Consider the following 19,821-nt stretch of genomic DNA (forward strand, 5'->3'; position numbering starts at 1 on the left):
GCATGGGAAAGAAACAAAAAAATGAAACAATCAAAAGGAGCTGTTGTTTGTGGTAGATTACAAAACGTTTGACCCTGATCTTTGGGCAGCAATCGCAAAAGAAGAAGGAAGACAAGAACATAACTTGGAGTTGATTGCTTCCGAAAACTTCGTCTCAGAAGCGGTAATGGCGGCTCAAGGCAGTATTTTGACCAATAAATACGCAGAAGGTTATCCCGGTCACCGATACTATGGTGGGTGTGAATATATCGACATCGTTGAGAATCTAGCGATCGATCGTGCGAAAGAATTATTCGGTGCAAAATTTGCGAATGTGCAACCTCATTCTGGTTCCCAAGCGAATACAGCTGCTTATCTGGCTCTTGTCGAACCTGGGGACACGATCTTAGGTATGGATCTATCAGCAGGCGGCCATCTGACACACGGTTCACCTGTGAATTTCAGCGGGAAAACCTATCATTTTGTCGCATATGGTGTCGATCCTTCAACGGAAGTCATTGATTACAATGTCGTGCGTATCTTGGCAAGAAAGCATCATCCGAAGCTGATCGTAGCAGGTGCGAGTGCTTACGGCAGAACGATCGATTTTGCGAAATTCAGAGAGATCGCTGATGAAGTAGGCGCAAAACTCATGGTAGATATGGCACACATTGCTGGCCTAGTAGCCGCTGGTGTCCACCCAAGCCCAGTTCCTTATGCAGACATCACTACCACAACAACGCATAAAACATTACGCGGACCAAGAGGCGGAATGATCCTGACAAACAGTGAAGAATTGGCGAAAAAAATCAACAGCGCTGTTTTCCCTGGCATCCAAGGCGGACCGCTTGAACATGTCATCGCTGGGAAAGCTGCAGCGTTCAAAGAAGCTCTTCAGCCTGAATTCAAAGCATACAGTGAACAGATCATCACTAATGCCAAAGCAATGGTCAAGGTCTTCAATCAGTCAATCGGAACAAGAGTCGTCTCAGGCGCAACAGATAACCATTTGATGCTGATCGATGTCCGTGATCTTGGATTGAACGGAAAAGAAGCAGAAAGTATCTTAGACAGTGTGAATATCACTGTAAACAAAAATTCGATCCCATTCGAATCACTGAGTCCATTCAAAACAAGCGGTATCCGGATCGGAACACCGGCAATCACGACACGTGGCTTCAAAGAAGAAGACGCAGCAAAAGTGGCAGAGTTGGTCGTCAAAGCATTACAAGCTAAAGAGGACGAAGCACAATTAGACGAAGTCAAAGCAGGCGTACGTGAATTGACTGAAAAATATCCTTTATATAAAAAATAAATGAGCAAACCATCAGATATTAGTGCATAAAGCAGATATCTGATGGTTTTTTATAAGCAAAAAGGACGTAAGAGAACGGTTTCTTTGACAATCTTGAGAATGCTCTCTAGTATATGAAGTGTATTTCGTTCTTCATACCAAAACCCAGGGAGGAATCACGATGACTGAAAGAATCTCATTAGAAAAAGAAGCTGTTTCATTCAGTGATGCAAATGCACCTCATCCACGTATTTATGAATTAGATCCTGAAGAAGGCAGAGCTTTACTGGAAAAAGTCCAGGATTCTCCAGTAAGTAAAGCCTTGGTCGATATTGAAGATATGCTGATCGACACAGGAGAATGGGGAAAAATCAATGTCCGTTTTGTGCGTCCGGAAAGCAACATCGAGAAGCTTCCGGTGATTTTTTATATCCATGGTGCTGGCTGGGTCTTCGGTAGCGCAGAAACACATGACAAATTGGTTCGGGAATTAGCCGTGCGAACGAATTCAGTCGTTGTTTTTCCAGAATACAGCCGCTCTCCTGAAGCGAAATATCCGACAGCGATCGAACAAAACTATTCGATCTTGCAGCAATTGGGAAATTTGGCAAAAACGAAGAACCTTGATCTAAATTATCTTACTGTAGCTGGCGATTCAGTTGGCGGGAATATGGCAACTGTCATGACGTTGCTGACCAAAAAACGCCACGGATTACCTATCCATAAACAGCTTTTGTATTATCCGGTCACCGATGCGTCATTCGATACCGATTCATATCATGAATTTTCAGAGAATTATTTCCTGACGAAAGAAGGGATGATCTGGTTTTGGGACCAGTATACGACCGATCAGAACGAGCGCGCAGAGATCACTGCCTCGCCATTGCGTGCTAGTCTGGATGAATTGGGAGGCCTACCCCCTGCCATGATCTTGACAGGGGAAGCGGATGTCTTGCGCGATGAAGGAGAGGCATATGCGCGAAAACTTAGAGAAGCAGGCGTAGAAGTGACGCAAGTACGCTTCCAAGGGATCATCCATGATTTTGTGATGGTCAATTCAATGGATCAGACAAAAGCCGCTCGAGCAGCAATGGCTCTTTCGACAAGCTGGCTCAGTGAACCAAGGAACTAAAAGAAGGAATCACTGTGCGATGGTTCAAATATTGAAGAAAAGCTTGAGATAGGACGAAGTGAGGTCCTGCCTCTTTTTGATTTTCTTGCGAAAAATAGCGAGTTTGACTAGTCAACCGCATGATTTTGTTTTACAATTAAAAAGAAACGACAGAACAAAGGAGAACTAAAAAATGGGCAAATTTCAAGTGATCGACCATCCATTGATTCAACACAAACTAACTATCATTCGTGACAAAAACTGCGGAACAAAAGTTTTTCGTGAGGTTGTCGATGAAATCGCTATGCTGATGGCATATGAAGTATCACGTGATATGCCATTGGAAGATATCGTCATCGAAACACCAATCACTGAAACGACACAAAAAACATTATCCGGTAAGAAAGTCGCAATCATCCCCATCCTGCGTGCAGGAATCGGAATGGTCGACGGTATCCTAGAACTTATCCCAGCAGCTAAAGTGGGTCATATCGGGTTGTACCGTGACGAAGAAACGCTTGAACCACATGAATATTTTGTGAAACTTCCTGAAGATATCGATGCACGTCAATTATTTGTCGTAGATCCGATGTTGGCAACAGGGGGCTCAGCGATCATGGCGATCGATGCGTTGAAAGAACGTGGCGCTTCAAACATCAAATTCGTTTGTCTTGTTGCAGCACCAGAAGGCGTAAAAGCTTTGCAAGAAGCACATCCTGATATCGATATCTATACAGCTTCTCTAGATGAAAAACTGAATGAACATGGCTATATCGTTCCTGGATTAGGTGACGCTGGCGATCGTCTATTCGGTACGAAGTAAGTAAAAACAACGTTATCATCAAAAACATTAAAAAACAGAGCCGGATCACGAATGATCGCAGCTCTGTTTTTTTGTCCAAAAAAAACCATCCCGAAACACAGAGATGGTCTAAGTCAAATCTTCTTTAGTTCTTTGTAATTAACAATCATTACACCTTTGCTTTGAGTCATCAAATTGGCGTTTTCTGCAGTTTCATCAATTTCAACAACAGCGGAATTTTTTAGTTGTTTTGAAATCGTTCCAGTTTGCGGTTTGCCATGAATCGTAAATGTCACGTGTGTATCGATCGTGAATTTTTCGCCATATTCCGACGGTACGATAGTTGTATCAAATTTTCCAAAAGTTGCCATTTTCATAAAACCTGCCTTTCATATCAATTATACCACGTTTTATGAAAAAAATCATGAAATTACGTAAAAATTCTGATTTTCTCTTTACATTCTTAAGAAATGCGTTTATAATTTCATTGAAAAGCGCCAGCTTAGCTCAGTTGGTAGAGCAACGCACTCGTAACGCGTAGGTCGTAGGTTCGATCCCTATAGCTGGCATAAAAACTAAGAGATAAACGCTGTTGTATCAGTGTTTATCTCTTTTTTTGTGCCAAATGTGTGCCAAATGTAGTTATACTTTCATCAAATCATGAAAAACTTGCTTTATTTTTTCTTCCTCTCTTTCCTCAAGTTCCTTTACAGCATGACTATATGTTTCCATCGTCACTGCCAAATTTTTATGTCCTAGATGTTTTGAAACAGCCATAATATTAATTCCTTTAAAAATCAAAACTGAAGCATGAGTGTGTCTTAAACCGTGAATCGTGAGAGGTGTTTCAATCGATAACTGTTTAAGCAACTCTTTCAATTTCTTGTTTACTGCGTTGTTGGAAATTAAGCCTTCTTTTGCATTATAAAACACAAAATCATGTTTAGGAACAATATCTAATTTTTCAAAGAGTTCTAATTGCTTTTGCTTGAAATCAGAAATTATAGAAACCATTTCTGAATCTAAAGGAACTTTTCTAATTGATTGAATATTTTTAGTAGGACAAAAATCGTTTTTATCTTGATAATCCCAGGCTCTATCAATTGAAATTATCCCTTTATTTAAATCCACACGATCCCAAGTGAGACCTAATAATTCAGCAAACCTCATACCAGTTGCTCCTGCTACAAGAATCATGAACCGTGAAGCGAAACGAGGGTCTAGTTTTTCTTTTGCCAAACTCATTAATTTCTGAAACTCTTCATAATTTAAGAACTTATCTTGTTCTTTAACTCCAGGAGATTTCCCCTTTATTACCGCTTTTTTAGTGAAATCATACGGAATGACTCCTTCATCAATAGCATTAATTAGACTCGCCCTAATATGTATATTCAAACGTTCTACTGATGCGTCAGCGTGTGTTTCTGCAAATGTATTTAACCGTTGTTGATATTTTGTTCTGGTAAGTGTTTTAAGCGTATCATGTGGAAAATATTTTTTTATATTCATTAATGTATTTTCGTATTTACGAAAAGTTATATTAGTGACTTTTCCTTTTTTGTACACATCGATCCATTGTTTAAAATGATCGTACAAGCTAATATCTGAGTTTGTGACTTTTAAACCTTTAGCCAGTTTTAATTCTATGTCAGCGGCTTCTGCAATAGCATCTTTCTTTTTATAAAATCCGCTTTTTCTTAATTTTTTATATTTCCCATTTTCATCTTTATATGAAATTTCATATTGCCAACTATTGCCACGCTTTACAAATCTTGCCATGATTGAATCAGCTCTCTTTCTCTGATACAATAGGCATTGTAAATAAGCCTATTGTGTAGGTTAGTTTTTTCTTAGAACACGCTCGCTATGGTCGGTGGGGCGTGTTTTTAATCTTACAAGAGATACTAACGAGTCAAAATCTAGCCTTTGTTTCTGTACAATAAAATATTTTGGATAGCTTTTCTTTCTGCATCTTCCTTATTTTTTCTTATCCATCTATTGATAGAAAAGGCATCGATTAATGCCCATGGGCCAGAAATAATCAATCCGAAAAAAGTTAAGGTTAAAATTGTCATTATAATTGCTGTTCCGGTTTTTCCCATGTAATAACGATGACCACCTAAAGTACCAGTAAACCACCATAAAAGCCAAGCAACAACACTACTTTTACTGTTTTTTTCAACTTCTGAGTTGACTAAGATTCTTTCATTAGTAGATAATTCCGCTAAATATTGTTCCATTTAAATATTCCTCACTTCTTGTTATAATATATTTGTGATCTCAGAAATGAGGTATGAGTCCGTGTGCCAGCACGGGCTTTTTTGTGAAAAATTTACGCGCTAATAAATTGAGTTTGATAGATAACTGATGATGCTATTATTTCTTTTACCTTATCTGACATAATGCTTTTAGTATAGTTTGTATAAGTATCGACTATGATTAGAGCAGTTTCATAGTCTAAAGCTTTTATTCCTTGAAATATGTTTGTATGAAAATAATAATAGTTAAAAGAAGAAAGATGGTTGATTACTTCACATATAGTTGTATCATCATAATCTCGATAATCTAAAATTAACTTTAAAGCAAAGTTTTTATTCATATCTAAATTAAATACTAAATAATTTTTAAGTCTCATCAGTAAATTAGCGTATGAGCATTCAAATTTAAAACACAATCCAGCAAATGTTGGTTTTGTTTTCATTTCCTCAGCTATTGACTTGTCAGAAATCATCATCACAGAAGCTAAGACATCCGCTTCTGTTTCAGAACGTTTATCTCCAGGAGCTGGAATTGTTTTTGCACTGAAAAATATTTTGTCTATTTTTCCCTTTTCTAAATGTAAAAAACCATGAGCTATTTCATGTAAAGTTGTGAAATGTTGTCTTCCAGAATTGTGTGTATGGTTCTTATTTACAATAATGGAGACAACACCATCAATTAACCTGGTTCTTCCAGATATAAATTTTGATGCTGTGTCACCATAGTCATAATATAAAATTTCGTAGCCTAATTTTTCTATACAATACTTAACATAATGGTGCCATCTCAAATCTTTTATTTGGAGTTTAAAATACTCACCTACTTTAGTTTGCAGTGGCAATACGTATGATGTAATTTCTAAATATTCATCTTTTGTTAGTTCCTCATTTCTATTTATATATTTCAAATCTTAGTTCCCACCCTTACGATTACGAATTTGTTCTCTTGCTAATTTTTCCGCGAATTCAATCTGTCTTCTAACTTCCTCCATATCTTCTGGAGACATGTCGGTATCGTCCATTCGGTAATAAACCAATGGATCAAGCTCCTCCTCAATGTTTTTATCTAATGGAGTAGGGATATCCGTGCGTCCTAATAAATAATCAGTAGTGACATTAAAATAATCAGCAACTAATTGTAAATTATGACCCCCTGGAGTTTTTCTTTTCCATGCATATAAAGTATTTTTCCCCAGTCCAATTTTTTCTTCGAGCTTATTAATGGAAATACCTTGCTTGTCGCAAAGATATTTAAGTCTATCAAAAGCTGTCATAAAAGCCTTCCTCTCTTACTCCTAGAAAAAAGTTAAACTTTATGCTAAAAATCCATTGACAATTAAACTTAAGTTTTATATACTTTTTTCGTAAGCTAGTTATTAAGTTTCAAACAAAAACTAAAGAGAACCAATAAAAAATAAACAATTTCACGGTCGCCAAACTTAGAAATGTTGATTTATGGTTTTTTTAGGGTTATTTAACTATGCATTGATTTTAAACTATAGTTTAAACCATGTCAACACATAGTTTAGAAAAAAGCTTAATAACTAGTTGAATAATAAAAAAGGAGGAATCGGGATGCTTATTACAGATTTCAAAGAAATAGTGTTGATTCAAATGGATCGGCAAAACAAGACTTGGAAGCAACTATCTCAAATCATAGGTAAGTCCCCAACTTACACAAAACAAGTAGTTTCCAGAATACAAGATGGGCCAAATGCTAGAAAATACCGTCAAATGATTGCTGCTGAATTGGGAATTGTTTATGCAGGGGAGGAAAACAAATGAAAGAACTAATCAAAGTAACAACAAACGAGAACAACGAACAGTTAGTAAGCGCGAGAGAACTTCACGAATTTTTAGAAGTATCCGAAAGATATTCAAGTTGGTTTGAACGAATGTTGAAGTATGGATTTAGTGAAGGTGAAGATTTTGTAGGGTGTAAAGTTTTTAACACCCTAGCGAGACGAGAACTTCAAGACCATATTTTGAAGTTAGATATGGCAAAAGAAATTTCTATGATTCAACGATCAGAGAAAGGAAAGTTAGCTAGGCAGTATTTTCTTCAAGTGGAAAAAGCATGGAATAGCGAAGAAATGATCTTAATGCGAAGCCGGCAAATCCTTGAGAGAAAGATAGAGACGTTACAACTTGAAAATGAAGAAATGAAACCCAAAGCATTATTTGCCGATTCAGTTAGTGCGAGTTACACAAGTATCTTGGTTGGTGATTTAGCAAAGTTAATCAAACAGAACGGTGTAGATATAGGTGCAGGACGTTTGTTCAAATGGTTACGGGAAAAGGGTTATCTCATCAAGCGCAAAGGTACCGACTGGAACATGCCTACTCAAAAATCAATGGAACTTGAGTTGTTTGAAGTGAAAGAAACGGTTGTTTCTCATTCAGATGGTCATACCTCAATTAATAAAACACCTAAAGTGACAGGCAAAGGACAAATTTACTTTGTAAATAAGTTTTTAAAAAGCTAATTTTATTAGCTTACAAATAATTGAGAGGGAGGAAGAAACGGATGTTCGGTAGATTTAATCAAAGAAGTAAGAAGGCTATCAAACGAAATGGCTACCTAAAATATTTAAAAAGGAAACACGATTACGCCAAATGCGCTTGGTGCAATCGTGTTATAAGAAAAAATTCAAATTATTGTTGTTGGTGTGGTAATACTAATCTGGAAAAATAGATTTTTTAACAGATTCAGAAATTACATCAACTATCAAATTGTACATTCCGGTTTTAACAACTTGTCCCATCTTTGCAAAATAGATTTTAAATTTTGCTTCAGCGATAGGAGTTTTCGGAGTTTCGACTAACAAATCAGGGATAGACGCTTTTATCGCAATCTTCTCAGGTTCACTTAATTCGGTATCGAGCGCAATTAGCTCAGCTGCATTATCCAATATTGTTTGTATCCAAGGGTGAGGCTTTCCGCATTTAGAACAATACGATGGTAAACTCGCTGTTCTTTTTCCGATATACATTATTTCCTCATTTTCATACCATCCGGGGATTGGAGCGTGACAATTTTGACATGTGGATATTACTTGTAAACCGCATTTAGAACAAAATTCGTCTGGATCGGACGGGGAAATGCTAGTGACACTCAACTGATGACCATTTAAGCATACTTTTTGGTACTTTTGTGCCATATATTTTCACTACCTTTAAATTAATTATTTCAGTAGACCACTTACTGATAAGAGAATTATATCAAAAAGGAGAGATATACAAATGACGAATTTAGTAATTATGAAAGACCAACAAGCAGTAACGACAAGTCTACAAGTTGCTGAAACATTTGAAAAGAATCACCAACATGTATTACGTGATTTAGATAATTTAAAAGAGGGTGTCCAAAATTGGACAGACCTATTTTATGAAGACACCTATATCCATCCGCAAAACAAACAAGAATATCGTCAAATAATTATGAATCGTGATGGATTTACATTGCTTGCTATGGGATTTACCGGAAAGAAAGCATTGCAGTTTAAATTGCAGTATATAAACGCATTCAATGAAATGGAAAAAACAATAAAAGAGAAATCAGTATCCATTCCAACTACAAAAAGAGGATTGGCACTACTAGCTTTAGAAGCAAGTGAGGAAACTAATCAACGAGTGGATGCCATTGAACAAGAAGTTTTCGATTTAAAAGAAAATCAGCCATTGCCACAAGGTGAATACAGCATTATTTCTTCTCGAATTAATAAAAGAGTCTACGAAGTAGCGGATGCTTACTCAATAAATCGCTCGGATCGTAAAACTATCGGGTTACTCTTCAAAGATATAAACGGTGGAGTCAAAAAGATTTCAGGTGTAGGGGCTCGTACTCAATTGAGAGCTAAACACTATGAAAAGGTTATGGAATTTATTAATAGTTGGGAACCGTCTAGTGTAACGAAGTTCGAATTAAGACAAACAAGAATGGATGTTTAGGAGGAGTTAGTTATGTCACAAGATTTCATTTTAAAAGTTCGTGTGGCGTTAGCCAAACATGATAAAAGCCAAGCATGGTTGGCAGATAAAATTAATATTTCGAGAGCTTATATGTCTGACATTATGAATGGGCGTAGAAAGCCTGATAGACAGGTTAAACAGGTTAAACCAATTGAGGCAGCTATTGCTGAATTAGAAAAGGAGGAAATTTAGTTGAGTCAACAAATAGAAGCATTGGTAACAATCCAAATTCCTAGCGAAATGGTTCTTGTTGAAAAAACTCAATTCGAAGAACTTAAAGCGAATGACCTTCGAGGAAAAATGTTTACTATGAAAGACTTTGTATCCAGAACAAATCGTTCTGCTAAATGGTTAAAAGATAATATTTTGAATAATCCAAGTTTAATTAAAAAATTAGATGTTGAGAATGGCGGATTTGTATATTATCCAGTTTCTCAGAGTGATCGCTGGCTTTTTAAAGCAACAGGGATGATTGAATTTATTGAAAATGAACTATGGAAGTATTTAGGGGGTGCTAAATAAAAATGTACACATTTCAACAAGAACATCAAATTCTAGGTCTGATTAAACAGCGTAGAAAACAATTGCAAGAAGATCGTGCAGCGCTTAGAAAAGCCGATGAGCTTTCAGATAGACAAGCAGAGCTTATTGCGACGGAGCTTGAAGATTTGCGGATGTTAGAAATCAAAAATAGAGAGGTAAGGTTATGACTAAATTAGACGCATTAGTGATGGGTTTGATTATAGCAATGTTAATATCCATTACTCATTTTAATCTGACTATGGGCGTTATCTTCGGAATAATGTTGTTTTTAATTAATTGCGCGGATACAAAAAAGCCAGCCGGGAGGGACTGACTAGATGAAAAAAAGCCTAATTTCTATAGACGAAAAAAATTTGAAGAAAAATTTTAACGATCTCATCAAAGAATTTGTAAAAGAAACTGGAGAATTTCCTAGTCAAATTCATCTAGTTGCGGAGGGATATAGCGAGTATCAAGCTGTGAAGTTTGAGATGAAGAAACAAATCTATTGAATTTAGCAATGTCCCATCATTATAGGTTTATTGTCAGGCAATATAACGTGTTAGTTATTTGGCTTGATAAAACGTAGTAGACAACTTAAAAGAAAAACGATTATTAACGTATTTGATGGGTCGTCTACAGTAACATTTACAAAAATAGCTGATACCACAAGGCTTAATAAGTCTGAAGCAATTTCCTCAGCATACCACATTTTATCTTTGTAGAAAGCAGGTGAAGCTTGTTGTTTTTCAGATGGTTCATTAGTTATATCTTTGTTCTTGGCTGTATTTATTTCTTCAAAAAGCTTTATAGAATCATCAAGGACTTTCCTTTGCTCATTAAGGATATCAAAAAACTTGGCCTCAAACTCATCAGATGGATTAGAAGTGTCTTTAAAAAGTAGATTTTTTGTACTAACTTCCGGTTCGGAAGAAAATGCTTTTTCTAATTCTTGGGTAGCTACCCCTATTCTGAAGTCGTACTTAGACATGTCAACGGCAAATTTTTCTGTGATTTTAGAGATATCAGAAAAATAAGGTTTTGGCATAGTAGCTGCCATTTTTTTAGCAATATTAAAACTTGGAGATTCTAATTGTTTCTGTATTGCGAAAACAGAAGGAGGAATCATATTAGCAATAGATTTGTTGCGGTTCTCGACAATTTGAATGAGAGAATCATTGAGTATTGCTTGCGAAGCTATAAGAGTATCTTGACTTGCAATTAATTTTTTAGCTTGTTCTATCGCAGGCTGCATAGCGTTAACGACATATAGAGAAGGAGCAATGGTTTCACCGATTAATTTTGAAGAAGCTATCAATTTTTGATAGTAAGGAGTATCTGAAATATCCAATTATATACACCACCATTTTTTTACCTAAATTATATCAAAAGGAGAGAAGAAATAATGCAAGAATTAGTAATTTTGAAAAATAAAGAAGCTGTGACTACGAGTTTGCAAGTCGCAGATAGTTTTGAAAAAGAACACAAAAATGTTTTGAGAGATATTGAAAAGTTAAAAGAAGATGTGCTCAATTTTGAGCAGATGTTTGTGGAAGGTAATGAACCAGATTCATACGGCAGAAATCGACGAGTTTTCTTCATTAGTAGAGATGGTTTTTTCTTGTTGGCTATGGGGTTTACAGGAAAGAAAGCTATCTACTTCAAACAAAAATACATTGAAGCATTCAACGAAATGGAAGATGTTATTCGCAAGAATACTGTTCCTCAAACAATTGAAGATATGATGATTTATCAATTAGAAGAAATGAAAGATGTTAAAAAAGATGTTTCCATGCTTAAAGATACTATGCGAATTAGCGGACAACAAGAGTTTGAAATTAAGCAAAAAGGAAATACGAAAGTTATGGAAGTTCTAGGGGGAAAAGAAAGCCGAGCTTATGAAGAAATCAGCAAAAAAGTATTCTCAAAATTTTGGTCTGAATTTAAACGTACCTTTTCAATCCCAAGATATGGCGAGTTACCTCGTAAGAGATTTGATGATGCTGTTTCATTTATTGAAATGTGGTTACCAGAAACTGCGCTCCGCATGGAAATTGATCAACTGAACAGACAACAGAGACTTTTTGGTGATGAAAATGAATAGAGCTGAAGCACTAAAAATAGGCGTAATAATTGCTAATCGCTGGTGGAGACACAATAAACCAACCATCCTAAGTCAGCAGCGCATCGAAAAGCAAAAAGCTTGGCAACAAATAAAAAAGTGACTCAGCCGACCAAAGCAATGAGTCACAAAGAAAATACATCTAAGGAGATGTTACCACATGGAAAAAGAACTTTCCACTCTAGATAAATATTTGACTGATCTTAGTTGGGGCAAATCGAATATCAAGGAAACAAACAATCGAAAAATCAGACGAAATCTTTTGACGAATGAAGAACTAGCATGTGATCAAGACGATTTGGGCAATTTTGTGAGTATTTGGGATCATGTTTACCTTATTCATCTATCAAAACATTCAAATAAACCTGAATATATTTACATCGTGGAAGATGGCTTGACTGATGCATTAGAAGAGTACGAAAGAGATAACTTGATTGATATCTCTTATTACGGACCAGGTAAGAAATACATTACTGAAATGGAGGCAGAATTTGATGAGTGAAGGCATGAAACGTAATGATAACAAATTATTCAATAGTCTGTACAAGATAACAGTCAATGATGTTGTCGAAAAAAGAAACAAATTAACTTATCTGTCCTGGGCATGGGCGTGGGCAGAAGTCAGCAAAATCTGCGAAGAAGTAGACTACGAAATCTATCGTGATCCAGAAACACACCGTCCATACCTCTTTGATGAAAAAACAGGCTATATGGTTTTTACCAGTATCAAAGTCAATGGAGTAAAGCGTGATATGTGGTTGCCAGTCATGGATGGTGCAAACAAGGCAATGAAAGATGAGCCATACACATACAAAGTCAAAGAATACAAAGATAAAAACTGGACAGGAAACTATATTGATCGTACTTGTGAAGCAGCAACGATGTTCGATATCAACAAAACAATCATGCGTTGTCTTGTAAAAAATTTAGCAATGTTCGGGCTAGGGTTATATATCTTTGCTGGAGAAGATATGCCAGAAGATGTTTCAATGCTTGAACCAGCTAGCGAAAGAAGCAAAAAGCTATTCTTGGATGCTTTACAACTGGTTGCTAACAAGTATGAAAAAACAATTGATGAAGCGGTTGTTGCATTGACTGATGCAGCTTATATAACAGCGGATGACAGTAAATGGACCAAGAGTGACTTGGGCGTTCTAAAACGAGGCGTTAATTGGCTTGAAGACCAGTACAGAGACGAAACAAAAGAGAAGTGATATGAGTGTTTAAACCATTGATCGATTCATATTCAGCGGTTCTGAAAAAGTTCAAAGGAAAAGATATAGGGGCAACAATCAATGAGGAAGTGAACATCGAGCGACTAAAGACGATGTATGACGGCTATGATGGCGATCGAGTCATTGAAATTCGTTTTATTGATCCACGTCGATTTACTGTACAGCAACGAAACTTCATCTATGCGCTCATAGGCGACATTTTCATCGATACAGGCATGCCAACGGACTTCTGGAAAGAATTCTTCTACTTCCGTTTTGAAGGCGTCACAGGTCGCAAAATAAGCCTGAAAGATGAATCGAATACAACTGTGAGCGATGCTAATGTCTTAGCAAATATCATTTTAGATTTCATCTTTGAACACCATATTCCTTTCAAAGAAGGCTATGAGATTTTACCAGCGAATCAAGAGTATTACTTCTACAAATGCATCACAAAAAGAGTCTGTTGCATCTGTGGCAAAACAGGAGCTGACATCGATCACTTTGACAAAGCGCTAGGAAGACGAAAGCGCAAAGAAGTTGATCATTCAGAGTACACATTTGCAGCACTCTGCAGAATCCATCACACGGAGAAACATAAAATAGGTGTGACTAATTTCAAAAATAAATATCAAATCAAAGGAATCAAGTTAAACCAGGAGACAATCAAAAAGTTAAATATCGGAGGGTAAAGTGAGAACAATTAATGATAATTTTAAAAAATTAAAAGAAGCCGAAGATAGACTAAATAAACTCAGAAAAGAGTTTGTAAAGAATGAAGAAGAACTCCTCAAAGAGATTAAATTGCAAAAGTCATATATTGAGCAATTTAATAATCATGATGAGAATGTAGCTATCGGTATGCAACTAGTTGAAATAAGACGATATAAAGAATGGGAAAAAGAGCTGCGTTCACTTTTAAAATTCGCTATAAAAACTATTGAAGAAGGAAATCTACCTGTAATGCTCGAAGAAAAAGAGGTATTTGGTTATTGGTATAACGAGGGGTTTCGGAGCGGTCATTCGAGAACAATCCGTAGATGGTATGGTCAAGATTATTCGCATGAACGTGCTCAAATCAGGTTTATTGATGAAATGTACGAATCTGAGTATCAACTTACTTCACAAGATACTTTAGCAGTATTGGCATATTTATCGCATACATTATCTCAGCTAGAGGAGAAATAATGATGATTAGTTTAAAAACAGCAGCATTTGAACGAGCATGGCGCACTAAATATAAAAAAATGAGTCCGAGAGACAGACTGTTCTTAGAAATCATGACATTTGCTTTCATTGGTACACAAGCTGAACAAAGCGATATTAGTGTTGAAAAAATTAAGACGAATAGATTAGTTAATGGAATTACAGAGACTTGTTACCAGTACACAGTTACTGTCGTGGACGATGAAGGATAGCCTGCTAGAAAAAATGATATGGAAAAGAATGGGAACTAGTCCCATTCAATTAATTCATCATCGCCTTTTAAGACAACTCTGTTCTCACCGAATTCAATACTTTGGATATCGGCATATGTTGGAATTTCTTCGTTGTCCGCCGCTTTAGTTTTTACTTCTAATTTTATGGTGGAATTCTCATCCATTTTTTCTAAATGATTGATCAATTCTTTTACTAACATAGAAACACCTCAAATTGTTTTTATATTAAATATACCTTCACTAACATCAAAAAGAAAGGGGAACGTACGTGTCAGACAAACAAAAGAAGCGCTATTACTGGCTTAAATTAAAAGAGGATTTTTTCGAAGAAGATACCATCGAATGGCTGGAAGAACAACCTAATGGTAAAGAATATTGTTTATTTTATTTGAAACTCTGCCTTAAATCTCTAAAGACAGAAGGCTTGCTAGTTAGAAACGTAGGTAATTTAATGATCCCTTACGATCCCGAATCTCTAGCAAAACTAACAAATTCAAATACGGACACAGTGAAAGTTGCTATGGATCTATTCAACAAAATCGGACTAATAAAAATACTGGACAGCGGAGAGATATATCTAAATCAGCTCAGCGAATTAGTAGGGTCAGAAACTGAGTACGCTAGGCAAAAACGAATCCAAAGAGCAAAGGAGGACAATGTCCAGAAATTGTCTGGAAAAGGTCGCCTAGAGATAGAGTTAGAGAAAGAGATAGATATAGAGAAAGAGTTAGAGAAAGACAAAGACAAAGACATAGAAAAACGAGATGCTTCTGCATTAAAACAGTATTCAATTCAGATATATTCGTATCTTGAAAAAAATGGCTTTGGTAGTCCGTATGGAAATACTATGGGGGACAATATCAATTTTTGGTTAAAAGACCTAGAAGAAGCAGGACTGACCATTGAACAAGCAGACGCTTGGATGATGCATGGTGTAAATACAGCCATCGAAAATAATAATCGCAGATGGAATTATTTAGACGGCATCCTTAAGAATCGTTTTAACAAACGTCTATTTAGCAAAGCTGCTATCGAAGGCGAAGAGGAAAGACGGAAAAATCAGCAGGCGAAACCTTCAATTTCAAAGTATCAAAACAATGTCCGGCGTGAAAAGCTGCCCGATTGGGTGAATCAACCAAAAGAAGAAAAAACAATTGATCCACAACAAAAAGCAGAAATCGATGCACGTTTTGAAGCTTATCTAGCAAAGAAAGCACAAGAGGCGAAAGAAGATGAATCTTAACCAACTCATTGCACAAATCGAATTAATGCACCAAGAAGCTTTAAGGCAGAGTGTGTCGTACGAAGACAAGTGGCTCAACACGTTCCACGGTGGACGTGAGAGCGCACTTGATCAAGTACTCAAATTACTGAAAGGAGAATGTCGGGATGGATAAGAAAGCGGCAATGCAGCGAATTATCGAATTGACTTATTCAGAAGATTGGCAAAATGACAAAGAAGCTGCATCAGAAGTGATGAGACTTGGAAGAGCGATGTGGGCAGACAAGAGCAGCAAGCTAAGACCGCGAAAAATCGCAATCTGGCATGGCGACAAAATTCTAGTCACAGGAACTGCTCAGCAGTTAGCAAGTCTCACAGGCTTGCACGAGAGTACCGTTAGAAAAAGAGCCAGATGTGGATACACAGACGTTAAGAAGAGAACGTTTAGATATTCGGAGGAGTCATTATGACAACAGAAGAAGTGATTCAAATGCGTATTCGAAACATTCAGCGTGAGATTGACGATCTGGAGCGAACAAAGTCGGTGATGGTCAATGAAACGGCGAGGAAGGCAATTGATTTACACATAGAGAATTTAAGAAGGGAAATCCATCGATTGGAGGAAGAATAATGCTAGACATGAAAATCGAAGATTATCGAATTACCAGTGATTCCAGGAACATTGTCCTATCAAAAGTAAGACGGGATGAGGAAGGAAACATTCGCTACACAGAAGCAAAAGAAGAATCACGATCAGATATCGGATACTTTCAAACAGTCTCATCGTGTTTGAAGGCGATACAGCGTGATTACGTGCTGAGAGAGGGGCACGTGATAAAAAGTATTATCGAGTACAAAAAAGCGTTAGAAAACATCACTAGACAGTTTGAGCAGGCATGTGAGATTGAGGAGGAGAAATAGTGAACGAACTAATCACAAAAATAGAGCAGTGGGCAAAAGATAAGGGATTGGATCAAGCAGATTCTAGCAAGCAAATGTTAAAAACGGTCGAAGAGGTCGGGGAAGTTGCTGCTTCCCTAGCTAGAAAAGATGAGCATGGTTTAAGAGACGGAATTGGAGACGTAGTAGTAACCTTGATTATTTTAGCAATGCAAAACGACATGGACTTATACGAGTGTTTGAACCAAGCGTACAACGAAATCAAAGGTCGTACTGGAAAAATGGTTGAAGGTGTATTTGTTAAGTCAGAAGATTTGCCGGAGGGCAGCAAATGATGACGAAGTTTAGAGCGTGGGATAGATACGAAGAAGCAATGACAAATCAAGAGGGGATTTACTTTGGTGATATGGATCATGATGAGACGTTAGAAAGTTTGATGCTTTGCTTAGAAGAACGTTATGAACTCATGCAATCCACAGGGCTGAAAGATAAGAATGGTGTGGAGATATTTGAGGGGGATATCATCGGTTCTCAAGATAAAGACAGACCAAACTGGTATGTCAGCCATCATGAAATTGTTTGGCATGACGCAGGGTTTATGGGTAAACAGATTTGTTCAAGCTCATTCATTGGCCTTGATTTTTGGACTAGAGGAGCTAACGGCTACGTGGTTATCGGCAACATTTACGAGAATCCAGAGTTGTTGAAAGAAGTGAAGAAATGAAATTCTTAGATTTATTCGCAGGTATCGGCGGATTTCGATTAGGTATGGAATCCGCTGGACATGAATGTGTTGGATTTTGCGAAATCGATAAATTCGCTAGAACTAGCTATAAAGCAATACATGATACAGAAGGAGAGGTGGAAATGCATGACATCACAACAGTATCAGATGAGTTTATTCGAGGAATCGGAAGTGTCGATGTTATCTGTGGAGGATTTCCGTGCCAAGCTTTCTCAATTGCAGGAAAGCGAAAAGGTTTCGAAGATACTAGAGGAACTCTCTTCTTTGAAATTGCAAGGTTCGCATCTATTCTCAGACCACGCTATTTATTCCTTGAGAACGTCAAAGGACTCCTCAATCACGAAGGAGGGGCTACGTTCGAGACGATCCTCCGAGCCTTGGATGACCTCGGGTATGATGTGGAATGGGACTGTATTAACTCAGCGGCTTATATTCCGCAAAACAGGGAGCGAGTATTCATTATCGGACATCTTAGAGGAGAATGTACCAGAAAAATATTTCCTTTCTCAGGAAATGACGAACCGCTTGTTGAGTTACAAAGACAACAAAGTTCAGTCAATACAATCACGGCAAGATATGGAGAAGCAGCAGGAGTCGGTTCGTACGTTGTTGAAAGTAAACAGCAGAAACAAGTAGCTATACCAGTTCTCACGCCTGATCGATTAGAAAAACGACAAAACGGTAGAAGATTTAAAAATGATGGCGATGAAATGTTTACACTAACTTCACAAGATAGACATGGAGTTCTGGTGAGGGAAGCTACATCAAAAGGCTATGCTGAAGCTTTACCAGGAGATTCGGTCAATATCAGTCATCCTAACTCAGATACACGAAGAGGACGTGTGGGAAAGGGAATTGCAAATACTTTGTTAACTGGCGAAGAGCAAGCAGTAGTTACGGATAATTACAGAATCCGCAAACTGACACCTCGAGAGTGTTGGCGTCTGCAAGGTTTCCCAGACTGGGCATTTGATCGAGCAAAAGAAGTAAACAGCGATAGTCAGCTTTACAAGCAGGCTGGAAACAGTGTGACTGTGCCAGTGATTGCAGATATAGCGAAGAGATTATGAAGGAGGAACAACGATGAATAAACGGGAACTGATTGAAACTTTAGAAGAGATTAAGGAAAATTCCAGACGCTCCATTAAGATAGATAAGCATGAGGACTACTGGCGAGGAAAAACAGAAGCGTACGTCAATTTGATTGGCTTAGCAAAACAACTAGACGAACCGCAGCAACTGATTATGCCGAAGTTTTTTGATGATTGGGCAAAACAAGTTATAGCAGAACGTGACAAGTTTTATGCCATTTCTCTTATTGCGCGCGTAGGCTGGGGATATGGTGTTGATTATGAACTTAGCGAAAACAGGTCACCGTCAGAAAGAAAAAAGCTGGCGAACTGGCTTGTTGAGGGTAGTGTTGGCGATTATCCTAATAAAAAGAAAGCAACAGAAGCTTTGTTATACGGCTATGAGGTCGAGAAAGAGCCGTTGTATGTAATTAAGAAAGATAATGACTATATTACGTATGTGAGTTTAGGAAAAAAATCTTACGAAAGAAACTACACAAAAAACAAAAAAGAGGCTATCAGGTTGAAAAAAGAAGATGCAGAAGCTCTTTCGGTTGTATTTGGTGGTGAGGTGACAGAAGGATGAAATTAAAAGACGGCTTTTACGCTAGTAGCCATGGCATCGGTGGATTAATGTTAGATATGCCAACAAAGAATCCTAAGAAGAAAAAGAAAGCAAAGGTTAAGGCAGGCGACATGGTTCGATGTGAAGCAGAAGAGTTCGTATATCCGTTCAGAGGATATGTAGATCATGTCTATAACCACTCAGCAATCATTCGCATTGAAAACACGATGGAATGCGACAAATGGTTAGCAAAGAGTAAAGATAATCTGGCAGTGGCTCGTTTGATGGATATCGAACTCATTGAAAGCAAATAAAAAAAGCCGGATTGCTCCGACTCAAAATAAATAAACACGACACGTTTATTATATCACAAAAAGGAGCGGTTTGACTTGATGCAATTGTTACGAGAGGTAGATTTCAAACAGACAAGATGTAATGCGAGAGATGTGCTGAAGAACTTTCGGCGTTTGGAGCGGATGGCAGGTCGCTCTTTGATAGATATTAAGTCGCCGATTATTACGGATATGCCGAAGGCACCGAAATACGGAAACAAGGCAGAGGATGCATTGGTCCAGATGATGGATATAGAAGCGGAGAGAGATGCGA

Annotated in this window: 34 protein-coding genes and 1 tRNA gene; 27 read left to right on the top strand and 8 right to left on the bottom strand. The window is 37.4% G+C overall.

Features of this window, described 5'->3' with window-relative positions; genetic code table 11:
- Positions 1-49: 49 nt before the first annotated feature.
- From glyA to upp, 3 genes are all read left to right on the top strand, one after another.
- Entirely contained in the window at positions 50-1,294 is a 1,245-nt protein-coding gene (glyA, locus tag G7Y42_RS07750; protein WP_165005280.1) for a serine hydroxymethyltransferase, read from the top strand.
- Positions 1,295-1,454: 160 nt separating this feature from the next.
- Positions 1,455-2,405, top strand: a complete 951-nt coding sequence (locus tag G7Y42_RS07755) for an alpha/beta hydrolase (RefSeq protein ID WP_165005279.1) — start codon at positions 1,455-1,457, stop codon at positions 2,403-2,405.
- A 172-nt stretch (positions 2,406-2,577) separates the two neighbouring features.
- Entirely contained in the window at positions 2,578-3,207 is a 630-nt protein-coding gene (gene upp / locus G7Y42_RS07760; RefSeq protein ID WP_002294095.1) for a uracil phosphoribosyltransferase, read from the top strand.
- Between the two features lie 113 nt (positions 3,208-3,320).
- On the opposite strand, the gene G7Y42_RS07765 is transcribed toward upp, so the two are convergent.
- The gene (locus G7Y42_RS07765; protein WP_165005278.1) at positions 3,321-3,563 is read right to left on the bottom strand and encodes a hypothetical protein; all 243 of its coding nucleotides are present in this window, start codon (positions 3,561-3,563) and stop codon (positions 3,321-3,323) included.
- A 119-nt stretch (positions 3,564-3,682) separates the two neighbouring features.
- Here G7Y42_RS07765 and G7Y42_RS07770 point away from each other — a divergent pair.
- Positions 3,683-3,755 (top strand) — tRNA-Thr (locus G7Y42_RS07770).
- A 73-nt stretch (positions 3,756-3,828) separates the two neighbouring features.
- On the opposite strand, the gene G7Y42_RS07775 is transcribed toward G7Y42_RS07770, so the two are convergent.
- From G7Y42_RS07775 to G7Y42_RS07790, 4 genes are all read right to left on the bottom strand, one after another.
- Positions 3,829-4,965, bottom strand: coding sequence for a site-specific integrase (locus G7Y42_RS07775; protein WP_165005277.1), 1,137 nt, complete (start codon positions 4,963-4,965; stop codon positions 3,829-3,831).
- Positions 4,966-5,105: 140 nt separating this feature from the next.
- Complete coding sequence (locus G7Y42_RS07780) at positions 5,106-5,426, bottom strand: TM2 domain-containing protein (protein WP_129156226.1); 321 nt, start codon at positions 5,424-5,426, stop codon at positions 5,106-5,108.
- Between the two features lie 92 nt (positions 5,427-5,518).
- A complete protein-coding gene (locus G7Y42_RS07785; protein WP_165005276.1) occupies positions 5,519-6,352 on the bottom strand; it encodes an ImmA/IrrE family metallo-endopeptidase in 834 nt (277 codons plus the stop codon).
- 3 nt (positions 6,353-6,355) lie between these two features.
- Positions 6,356-6,718 (bottom strand): helix-turn-helix transcriptional regulator, encoded by a 363-nt coding sequence (locus G7Y42_RS07790; protein ID WP_146811743.1) that lies wholly within the window; start codon positions 6,716-6,718, stop codon positions 6,356-6,358.
- Positions 6,719-7,019: 301 nt separating this feature from the next.
- Here G7Y42_RS07790 and G7Y42_RS07795 point away from each other — a divergent pair, with 301 nt between their 5' ends.
- Both G7Y42_RS07795 and G7Y42_RS07800 read left to right on the top strand, forming a co-directional pair.
- The gene (locus G7Y42_RS07795) at positions 7,020-7,229 is read left to right on the top strand and encodes a hypothetical protein (RefSeq protein WP_146811745.1); all 210 of its coding nucleotides are present in this window, start codon (positions 7,020-7,022) and stop codon (positions 7,227-7,229) included.
- Positions 7,226-7,930, top strand: coding sequence for a phage antirepressor KilAC domain-containing protein (locus tag G7Y42_RS07800; protein ID WP_165005275.1), 705 nt, complete (start codon positions 7,226-7,228; stop codon positions 7,928-7,930). The genes G7Y42_RS07795 and G7Y42_RS07800 overlap by 4 nt, the downstream gene beginning before the upstream one ends.
- A gap of 192 nt (positions 7,931-8,122) precedes the next feature.
- On the opposite strand, the gene G7Y42_RS07805 is transcribed toward G7Y42_RS07800, so the two are convergent.
- Positions 8,123-8,605, bottom strand: coding sequence for a DUF2321 domain-containing protein (locus G7Y42_RS07805; RefSeq protein WP_086311562.1), 483 nt, complete (start codon positions 8,603-8,605; stop codon positions 8,123-8,125).
- An 82-nt stretch (positions 8,606-8,687) separates the two neighbouring features.
- Between G7Y42_RS07805 and G7Y42_RS07810 the strand changes: the two genes are divergently transcribed.
- From G7Y42_RS07810 to G7Y42_RS07830, 5 genes are all read left to right on the top strand, one after another.
- Entirely contained in the window at positions 8,688-9,395 is a 708-nt protein-coding gene (locus G7Y42_RS07810; RefSeq protein ID WP_165005274.1) for a Rha family transcriptional regulator, read from the top strand.
- 12 nt (positions 9,396-9,407) lie between these two features.
- The gene (locus G7Y42_RS07815) at positions 9,408-9,608 is read left to right on the top strand and encodes a helix-turn-helix transcriptional regulator (protein WP_165037857.1); all 201 of its coding nucleotides are present in this window, start codon (positions 9,408-9,410) and stop codon (positions 9,606-9,608) included.
- A complete protein-coding gene (locus G7Y42_RS07820) occupies positions 9,609-9,938 on the top strand; it encodes a DUF771 domain-containing protein (protein WP_241161932.1) in 330 nt (109 codons plus the stop codon).
- A gap of 2 nt (positions 9,939-9,940) precedes the next feature.
- Entirely contained in the window at positions 9,941-10,126 is a 186-nt protein-coding gene (locus tag G7Y42_RS07825; RefSeq protein WP_165037859.1) for a hypothetical protein, read from the top strand.
- Positions 10,127-10,276: 150 nt separating this feature from the next.
- The gene (locus G7Y42_RS07830; protein ID WP_165037861.1) at positions 10,277-10,450 is read left to right on the top strand and encodes a hypothetical protein; all 174 of its coding nucleotides are present in this window, start codon (positions 10,277-10,279) and stop codon (positions 10,448-10,450) included.
- Between the two features lie 50 nt (positions 10,451-10,500).
- Here G7Y42_RS07830 and G7Y42_RS07835 read toward each other — a convergent pair whose 3' ends face one another.
- Positions 10,501-11,289 carry a hypothetical protein gene (locus G7Y42_RS07835; RefSeq protein ID WP_165037863.1) on the bottom strand — a complete coding sequence of 263 codons (789 nt, stop codon included), beginning with the start codon at positions 11,287-11,289 and terminating at the stop codon, positions 10,501-10,503.
- Positions 11,290-11,343: 54 nt separating this feature from the next.
- Between G7Y42_RS07835 and G7Y42_RS07840 the strand changes: the two genes are divergently transcribed.
- The 6 genes from G7Y42_RS07840 (at position 11,344) to G7Y42_RS07865 (ending at position 14,692) form a co-directional block, all read left to right on the top strand.
- Positions 11,344-12,042, top strand: coding sequence for a Rha family transcriptional regulator (locus tag G7Y42_RS07840; protein WP_165037865.1), 699 nt, complete (start codon positions 11,344-11,346; stop codon positions 12,040-12,042).
- A gap of 178 nt (positions 12,043-12,220) precedes the next feature.
- The gene (locus G7Y42_RS07845) at positions 12,221-12,562 is read left to right on the top strand and encodes a hypothetical protein (RefSeq protein ID WP_165037867.1); all 342 of its coding nucleotides are present in this window, start codon (positions 12,221-12,223) and stop codon (positions 12,560-12,562) included.
- A complete protein-coding gene (locus G7Y42_RS07850) occupies positions 12,555-13,274 on the top strand; it encodes a DUF1071 domain-containing protein (protein ID WP_165037869.1) in 720 nt (239 codons plus the stop codon). Before G7Y42_RS07845 ends, G7Y42_RS07850 begins: the two co-directional genes overlap by 8 nt.
- Before the next feature lie 5 nt (positions 13,275-13,279).
- Positions 13,280-13,966: a putative HNHc nuclease gene (locus G7Y42_RS07855; protein ID WP_130095847.1), complete on the top strand. Its 687-nt coding sequence runs from the start codon at positions 13,280-13,282 to the stop codon at positions 13,964-13,966.
- A gap of 1 nt (position 13,967) precedes the next feature.
- On the top strand, positions 13,968-14,462 hold the full coding sequence (locus tag G7Y42_RS07860) for a hypothetical protein (protein WP_165037871.1): 495 nt from the start codon (positions 13,968-13,970) through the stop codon (positions 14,460-14,462).
- 2 nt (positions 14,463-14,464) lie between these two features.
- On the top strand, positions 14,465-14,692 hold the full coding sequence (locus G7Y42_RS07865) for a hypothetical protein (RefSeq protein WP_165037873.1): 228 nt from the start codon (positions 14,465-14,467) through the stop codon (positions 14,690-14,692).
- A 35-nt stretch (positions 14,693-14,727) separates the two neighbouring features.
- On the opposite strand, the gene G7Y42_RS07870 is transcribed toward G7Y42_RS07865, so the two are convergent.
- The gene (locus tag G7Y42_RS07870) at positions 14,728-14,913 is read right to left on the bottom strand and encodes a hypothetical protein (protein WP_165037875.1); all 186 of its coding nucleotides are present in this window, start codon (positions 14,911-14,913) and stop codon (positions 14,728-14,730) included.
- Positions 14,914-14,981: 68 nt separating this feature from the next.
- On the opposite strand from G7Y42_RS07870, the gene G7Y42_RS07875 reads away from it, so the two are divergent.
- The 10 genes from G7Y42_RS07875 to G7Y42_RS07920 all read left to right on the top strand — a co-directional run.
- Positions 14,982-15,956 carry a phage replisome organizer N-terminal domain-containing protein gene (locus tag G7Y42_RS07875; protein ID WP_165005269.1) on the top strand — a complete coding sequence of 325 codons (975 nt, stop codon included), beginning with the start codon at positions 14,982-14,984 and terminating at the stop codon, positions 15,954-15,956.
- Between the two features lie 146 nt (positions 15,957-16,102).
- Complete coding sequence (locus tag G7Y42_RS07880; RefSeq protein ID WP_165037877.1) at positions 16,103-16,405, top strand: hypothetical protein; 303 nt, start codon at positions 16,103-16,105, stop codon at positions 16,403-16,405.
- A complete protein-coding gene (locus G7Y42_RS07885; RefSeq protein ID WP_165037879.1) occupies positions 16,402-16,566 on the top strand; it encodes an antitoxin in 165 nt (54 codons plus the stop codon). The genes G7Y42_RS07880 and G7Y42_RS07885 overlap by 4 nt, the downstream gene beginning before the upstream one ends.
- Positions 16,566-16,856 carry a hypothetical protein gene (locus G7Y42_RS07890; RefSeq protein ID WP_165005267.1) on the top strand — a complete coding sequence of 97 codons (291 nt, stop codon included), beginning with the start codon at positions 16,566-16,568 and terminating at the stop codon, positions 16,854-16,856. Before G7Y42_RS07885 ends, G7Y42_RS07890 begins: the two co-directional genes overlap by 1 nt.
- Entirely contained in the window at positions 16,856-17,170 is a 315-nt protein-coding gene (locus tag G7Y42_RS07895) for a MazG-like family protein (RefSeq protein ID WP_165037882.1), read from the top strand. The genes G7Y42_RS07890 and G7Y42_RS07895 overlap by 1 nt, the downstream gene beginning before the upstream one ends.
- Positions 17,170-17,559: a YopX family protein gene (locus G7Y42_RS07900; RefSeq protein WP_241161933.1), complete on the top strand. Its 390-nt coding sequence runs from the start codon at positions 17,170-17,172 to the stop codon at positions 17,557-17,559. Before G7Y42_RS07895 ends, G7Y42_RS07900 begins: the two co-directional genes overlap by 1 nt.
- On the top strand, positions 17,556-18,650 hold the full coding sequence (dcm, locus tag G7Y42_RS07905; protein ID WP_165005262.1) for a DNA (cytosine-5-)-methyltransferase: 1,095 nt from the start codon (positions 17,556-17,558) through the stop codon (positions 18,648-18,650). The genes G7Y42_RS07900 and dcm overlap by 4 nt, the downstream gene beginning before the upstream one ends.
- A 13-nt stretch (positions 18,651-18,663) precedes the next feature.
- The gene (locus G7Y42_RS07910; RefSeq protein WP_165005261.1) at positions 18,664-19,236 is read left to right on the top strand and encodes a DUF1642 domain-containing protein; all 573 of its coding nucleotides are present in this window, start codon (positions 18,664-18,666) and stop codon (positions 19,234-19,236) included.
- Positions 19,233-19,529, top strand: a complete 297-nt coding sequence (locus G7Y42_RS07915; protein ID WP_165005260.1) for a hypothetical protein — start codon at positions 19,233-19,235, stop codon at positions 19,527-19,529. The genes G7Y42_RS07910 and G7Y42_RS07915 overlap by 4 nt, the downstream gene beginning before the upstream one ends.
- Before the next feature lie 78 nt (positions 19,530-19,607).
- A partial coding sequence (locus tag G7Y42_RS07920) for an ArpU family phage packaging/lysis transcriptional regulator (protein ID WP_277424425.1) occupies positions 19,608-19,821 on the top strand: 214 nt, incomplete at its 3' end.

Origin of the sequence: Enterococcus sp. ZJ1622 (assembly GCF_011038845.1) — a bacterium.
GTDB lineage: Bacteria > Bacillota > Bacilli > Lactobacillales > Enterococcaceae > Enterococcus_B.

What these genes read in the sequence shown, in the direction of transcription:
- G7Y42_RS07755 (WP_165005279.1), top strand. Translation starts at nt 1,455, where the DNA reads ATGACTGAAAGAATCTCATTAGAAAAAGAAGCTGTTTCATTCAGTGAT.
- upp (WP_002294095.1), top strand. Translation starts at nt 2,578, where the DNA reads ATGGGCAAATTTCAAGTGATCGACCATCCATTGATTCAACACAAACTA.
- G7Y42_RS07765 (WP_165005278.1), bottom strand. Translation starts at nt 3,563, where the DNA reads ATGAAAATGGCAACTTTTGGAAAATTTGATACAACTATCGTACCGTCG.
- G7Y42_RS07775 (WP_165005277.1), bottom strand. Translation starts at nt 4,965, where the DNA reads ATGGCAAGATTTGTAAAGCGTGGCAATAGTTGGCAATATGAAATTTCA.
- G7Y42_RS07780 (WP_129156226.1), bottom strand. Translation starts at nt 5,426, where the DNA reads ATGGAACAATATTTAGCGGAATTATCTACTAATGAAAGAATCTTAGTC.
- G7Y42_RS07790 (WP_146811743.1), bottom strand. Translation starts at nt 6,718, where the DNA reads ATGACAGCTTTTGATAGACTTAAATATCTTTGCGACAAGCAAGGTATT.
- G7Y42_RS07795 (WP_146811745.1), top strand. Translation starts at nt 7,020, where the DNA reads ATGCTTATTACAGATTTCAAAGAAATAGTGTTGATTCAAATGGATCGG.
- G7Y42_RS07800 (WP_165005275.1), top strand. Translation starts at nt 7,226, where the DNA reads ATGAAAGAACTAATCAAAGTAACAACAAACGAGAACAACGAACAGTTA.
- G7Y42_RS07805 (WP_086311562.1), bottom strand. Translation starts at nt 8,605, where the DNA reads ATGGCACAAAAGTACCAAAAAGTATGCTTAAATGGTCATCAGTTGAGT.
- G7Y42_RS07810 (WP_165005274.1), top strand. Translation starts at nt 8,688, where the DNA reads ATGACGAATTTAGTAATTATGAAAGACCAACAAGCAGTAACGACAAGT.
- G7Y42_RS07815 (WP_165037857.1), top strand. Translation starts at nt 9,408, where the DNA reads ATGTCACAAGATTTCATTTTAAAAGTTCGTGTGGCGTTAGCCAAACAT.
- G7Y42_RS07825 (WP_165037859.1), top strand. Translation starts at nt 9,941, where the DNA reads ATGTACACATTTCAACAAGAACATCAAATTCTAGGTCTGATTAAACAG.
- G7Y42_RS07830 (WP_165037861.1), top strand. Translation starts at nt 10,277, where the DNA reads ATGAAAAAAAGCCTAATTTCTATAGACGAAAAAAATTTGAAGAAAAAT.
- G7Y42_RS07840 (WP_165037865.1), top strand. Translation starts at nt 11,344, where the DNA reads ATGCAAGAATTAGTAATTTTGAAAAATAAAGAAGCTGTGACTACGAGT.
- G7Y42_RS07845 (WP_165037867.1), top strand. Translation starts at nt 12,221, where the DNA reads ATGGAAAAAGAACTTTCCACTCTAGATAAATATTTGACTGATCTTAGT.
- G7Y42_RS07850 (WP_165037869.1), top strand. Translation starts at nt 12,555, where the DNA reads ATGAGTGAAGGCATGAAACGTAATGATAACAAATTATTCAATAGTCTG.
- G7Y42_RS07865 (WP_165037873.1), top strand. Translation starts at nt 14,465, where the DNA reads ATGATTAGTTTAAAAACAGCAGCATTTGAACGAGCATGGCGCACTAAA.
- G7Y42_RS07870 (WP_165037875.1), bottom strand. Translation starts at nt 14,913, where the DNA reads ATGTTAGTAAAAGAATTGATCAATCATTTAGAAAAAATGGATGAGAAT.
- G7Y42_RS07880 (WP_165037877.1), top strand. Translation starts at nt 16,103, where the DNA reads ATGGATAAGAAAGCGGCAATGCAGCGAATTATCGAATTGACTTATTCA.
- G7Y42_RS07885 (WP_165037879.1), top strand. Translation starts at nt 16,402, where the DNA reads ATGACAACAGAAGAAGTGATTCAAATGCGTATTCGAAACATTCAGCGT.
- G7Y42_RS07890 (WP_165005267.1), top strand. Translation starts at nt 16,566, where the DNA reads ATGCTAGACATGAAAATCGAAGATTATCGAATTACCAGTGATTCCAGG.
- G7Y42_RS07900 (WP_241161933.1), top strand. Translation starts at nt 17,170, where the DNA reads ATGACGAAGTTTAGAGCGTGGGATAGATACGAAGAAGCAATGACAAAT.
- dcm (WP_165005262.1), top strand. Translation starts at nt 17,556, where the DNA reads ATGAAATTCTTAGATTTATTCGCAGGTATCGGCGGATTTCGATTAGGT.
- G7Y42_RS07910 (WP_165005261.1), top strand. Translation starts at nt 18,664, where the DNA reads ATGAATAAACGGGAACTGATTGAAACTTTAGAAGAGATTAAGGAAAAT.
- G7Y42_RS07915 (WP_165005260.1), top strand. Translation starts at nt 19,233, where the DNA reads ATGAAATTAAAAGACGGCTTTTACGCTAGTAGCCATGGCATCGGTGGA.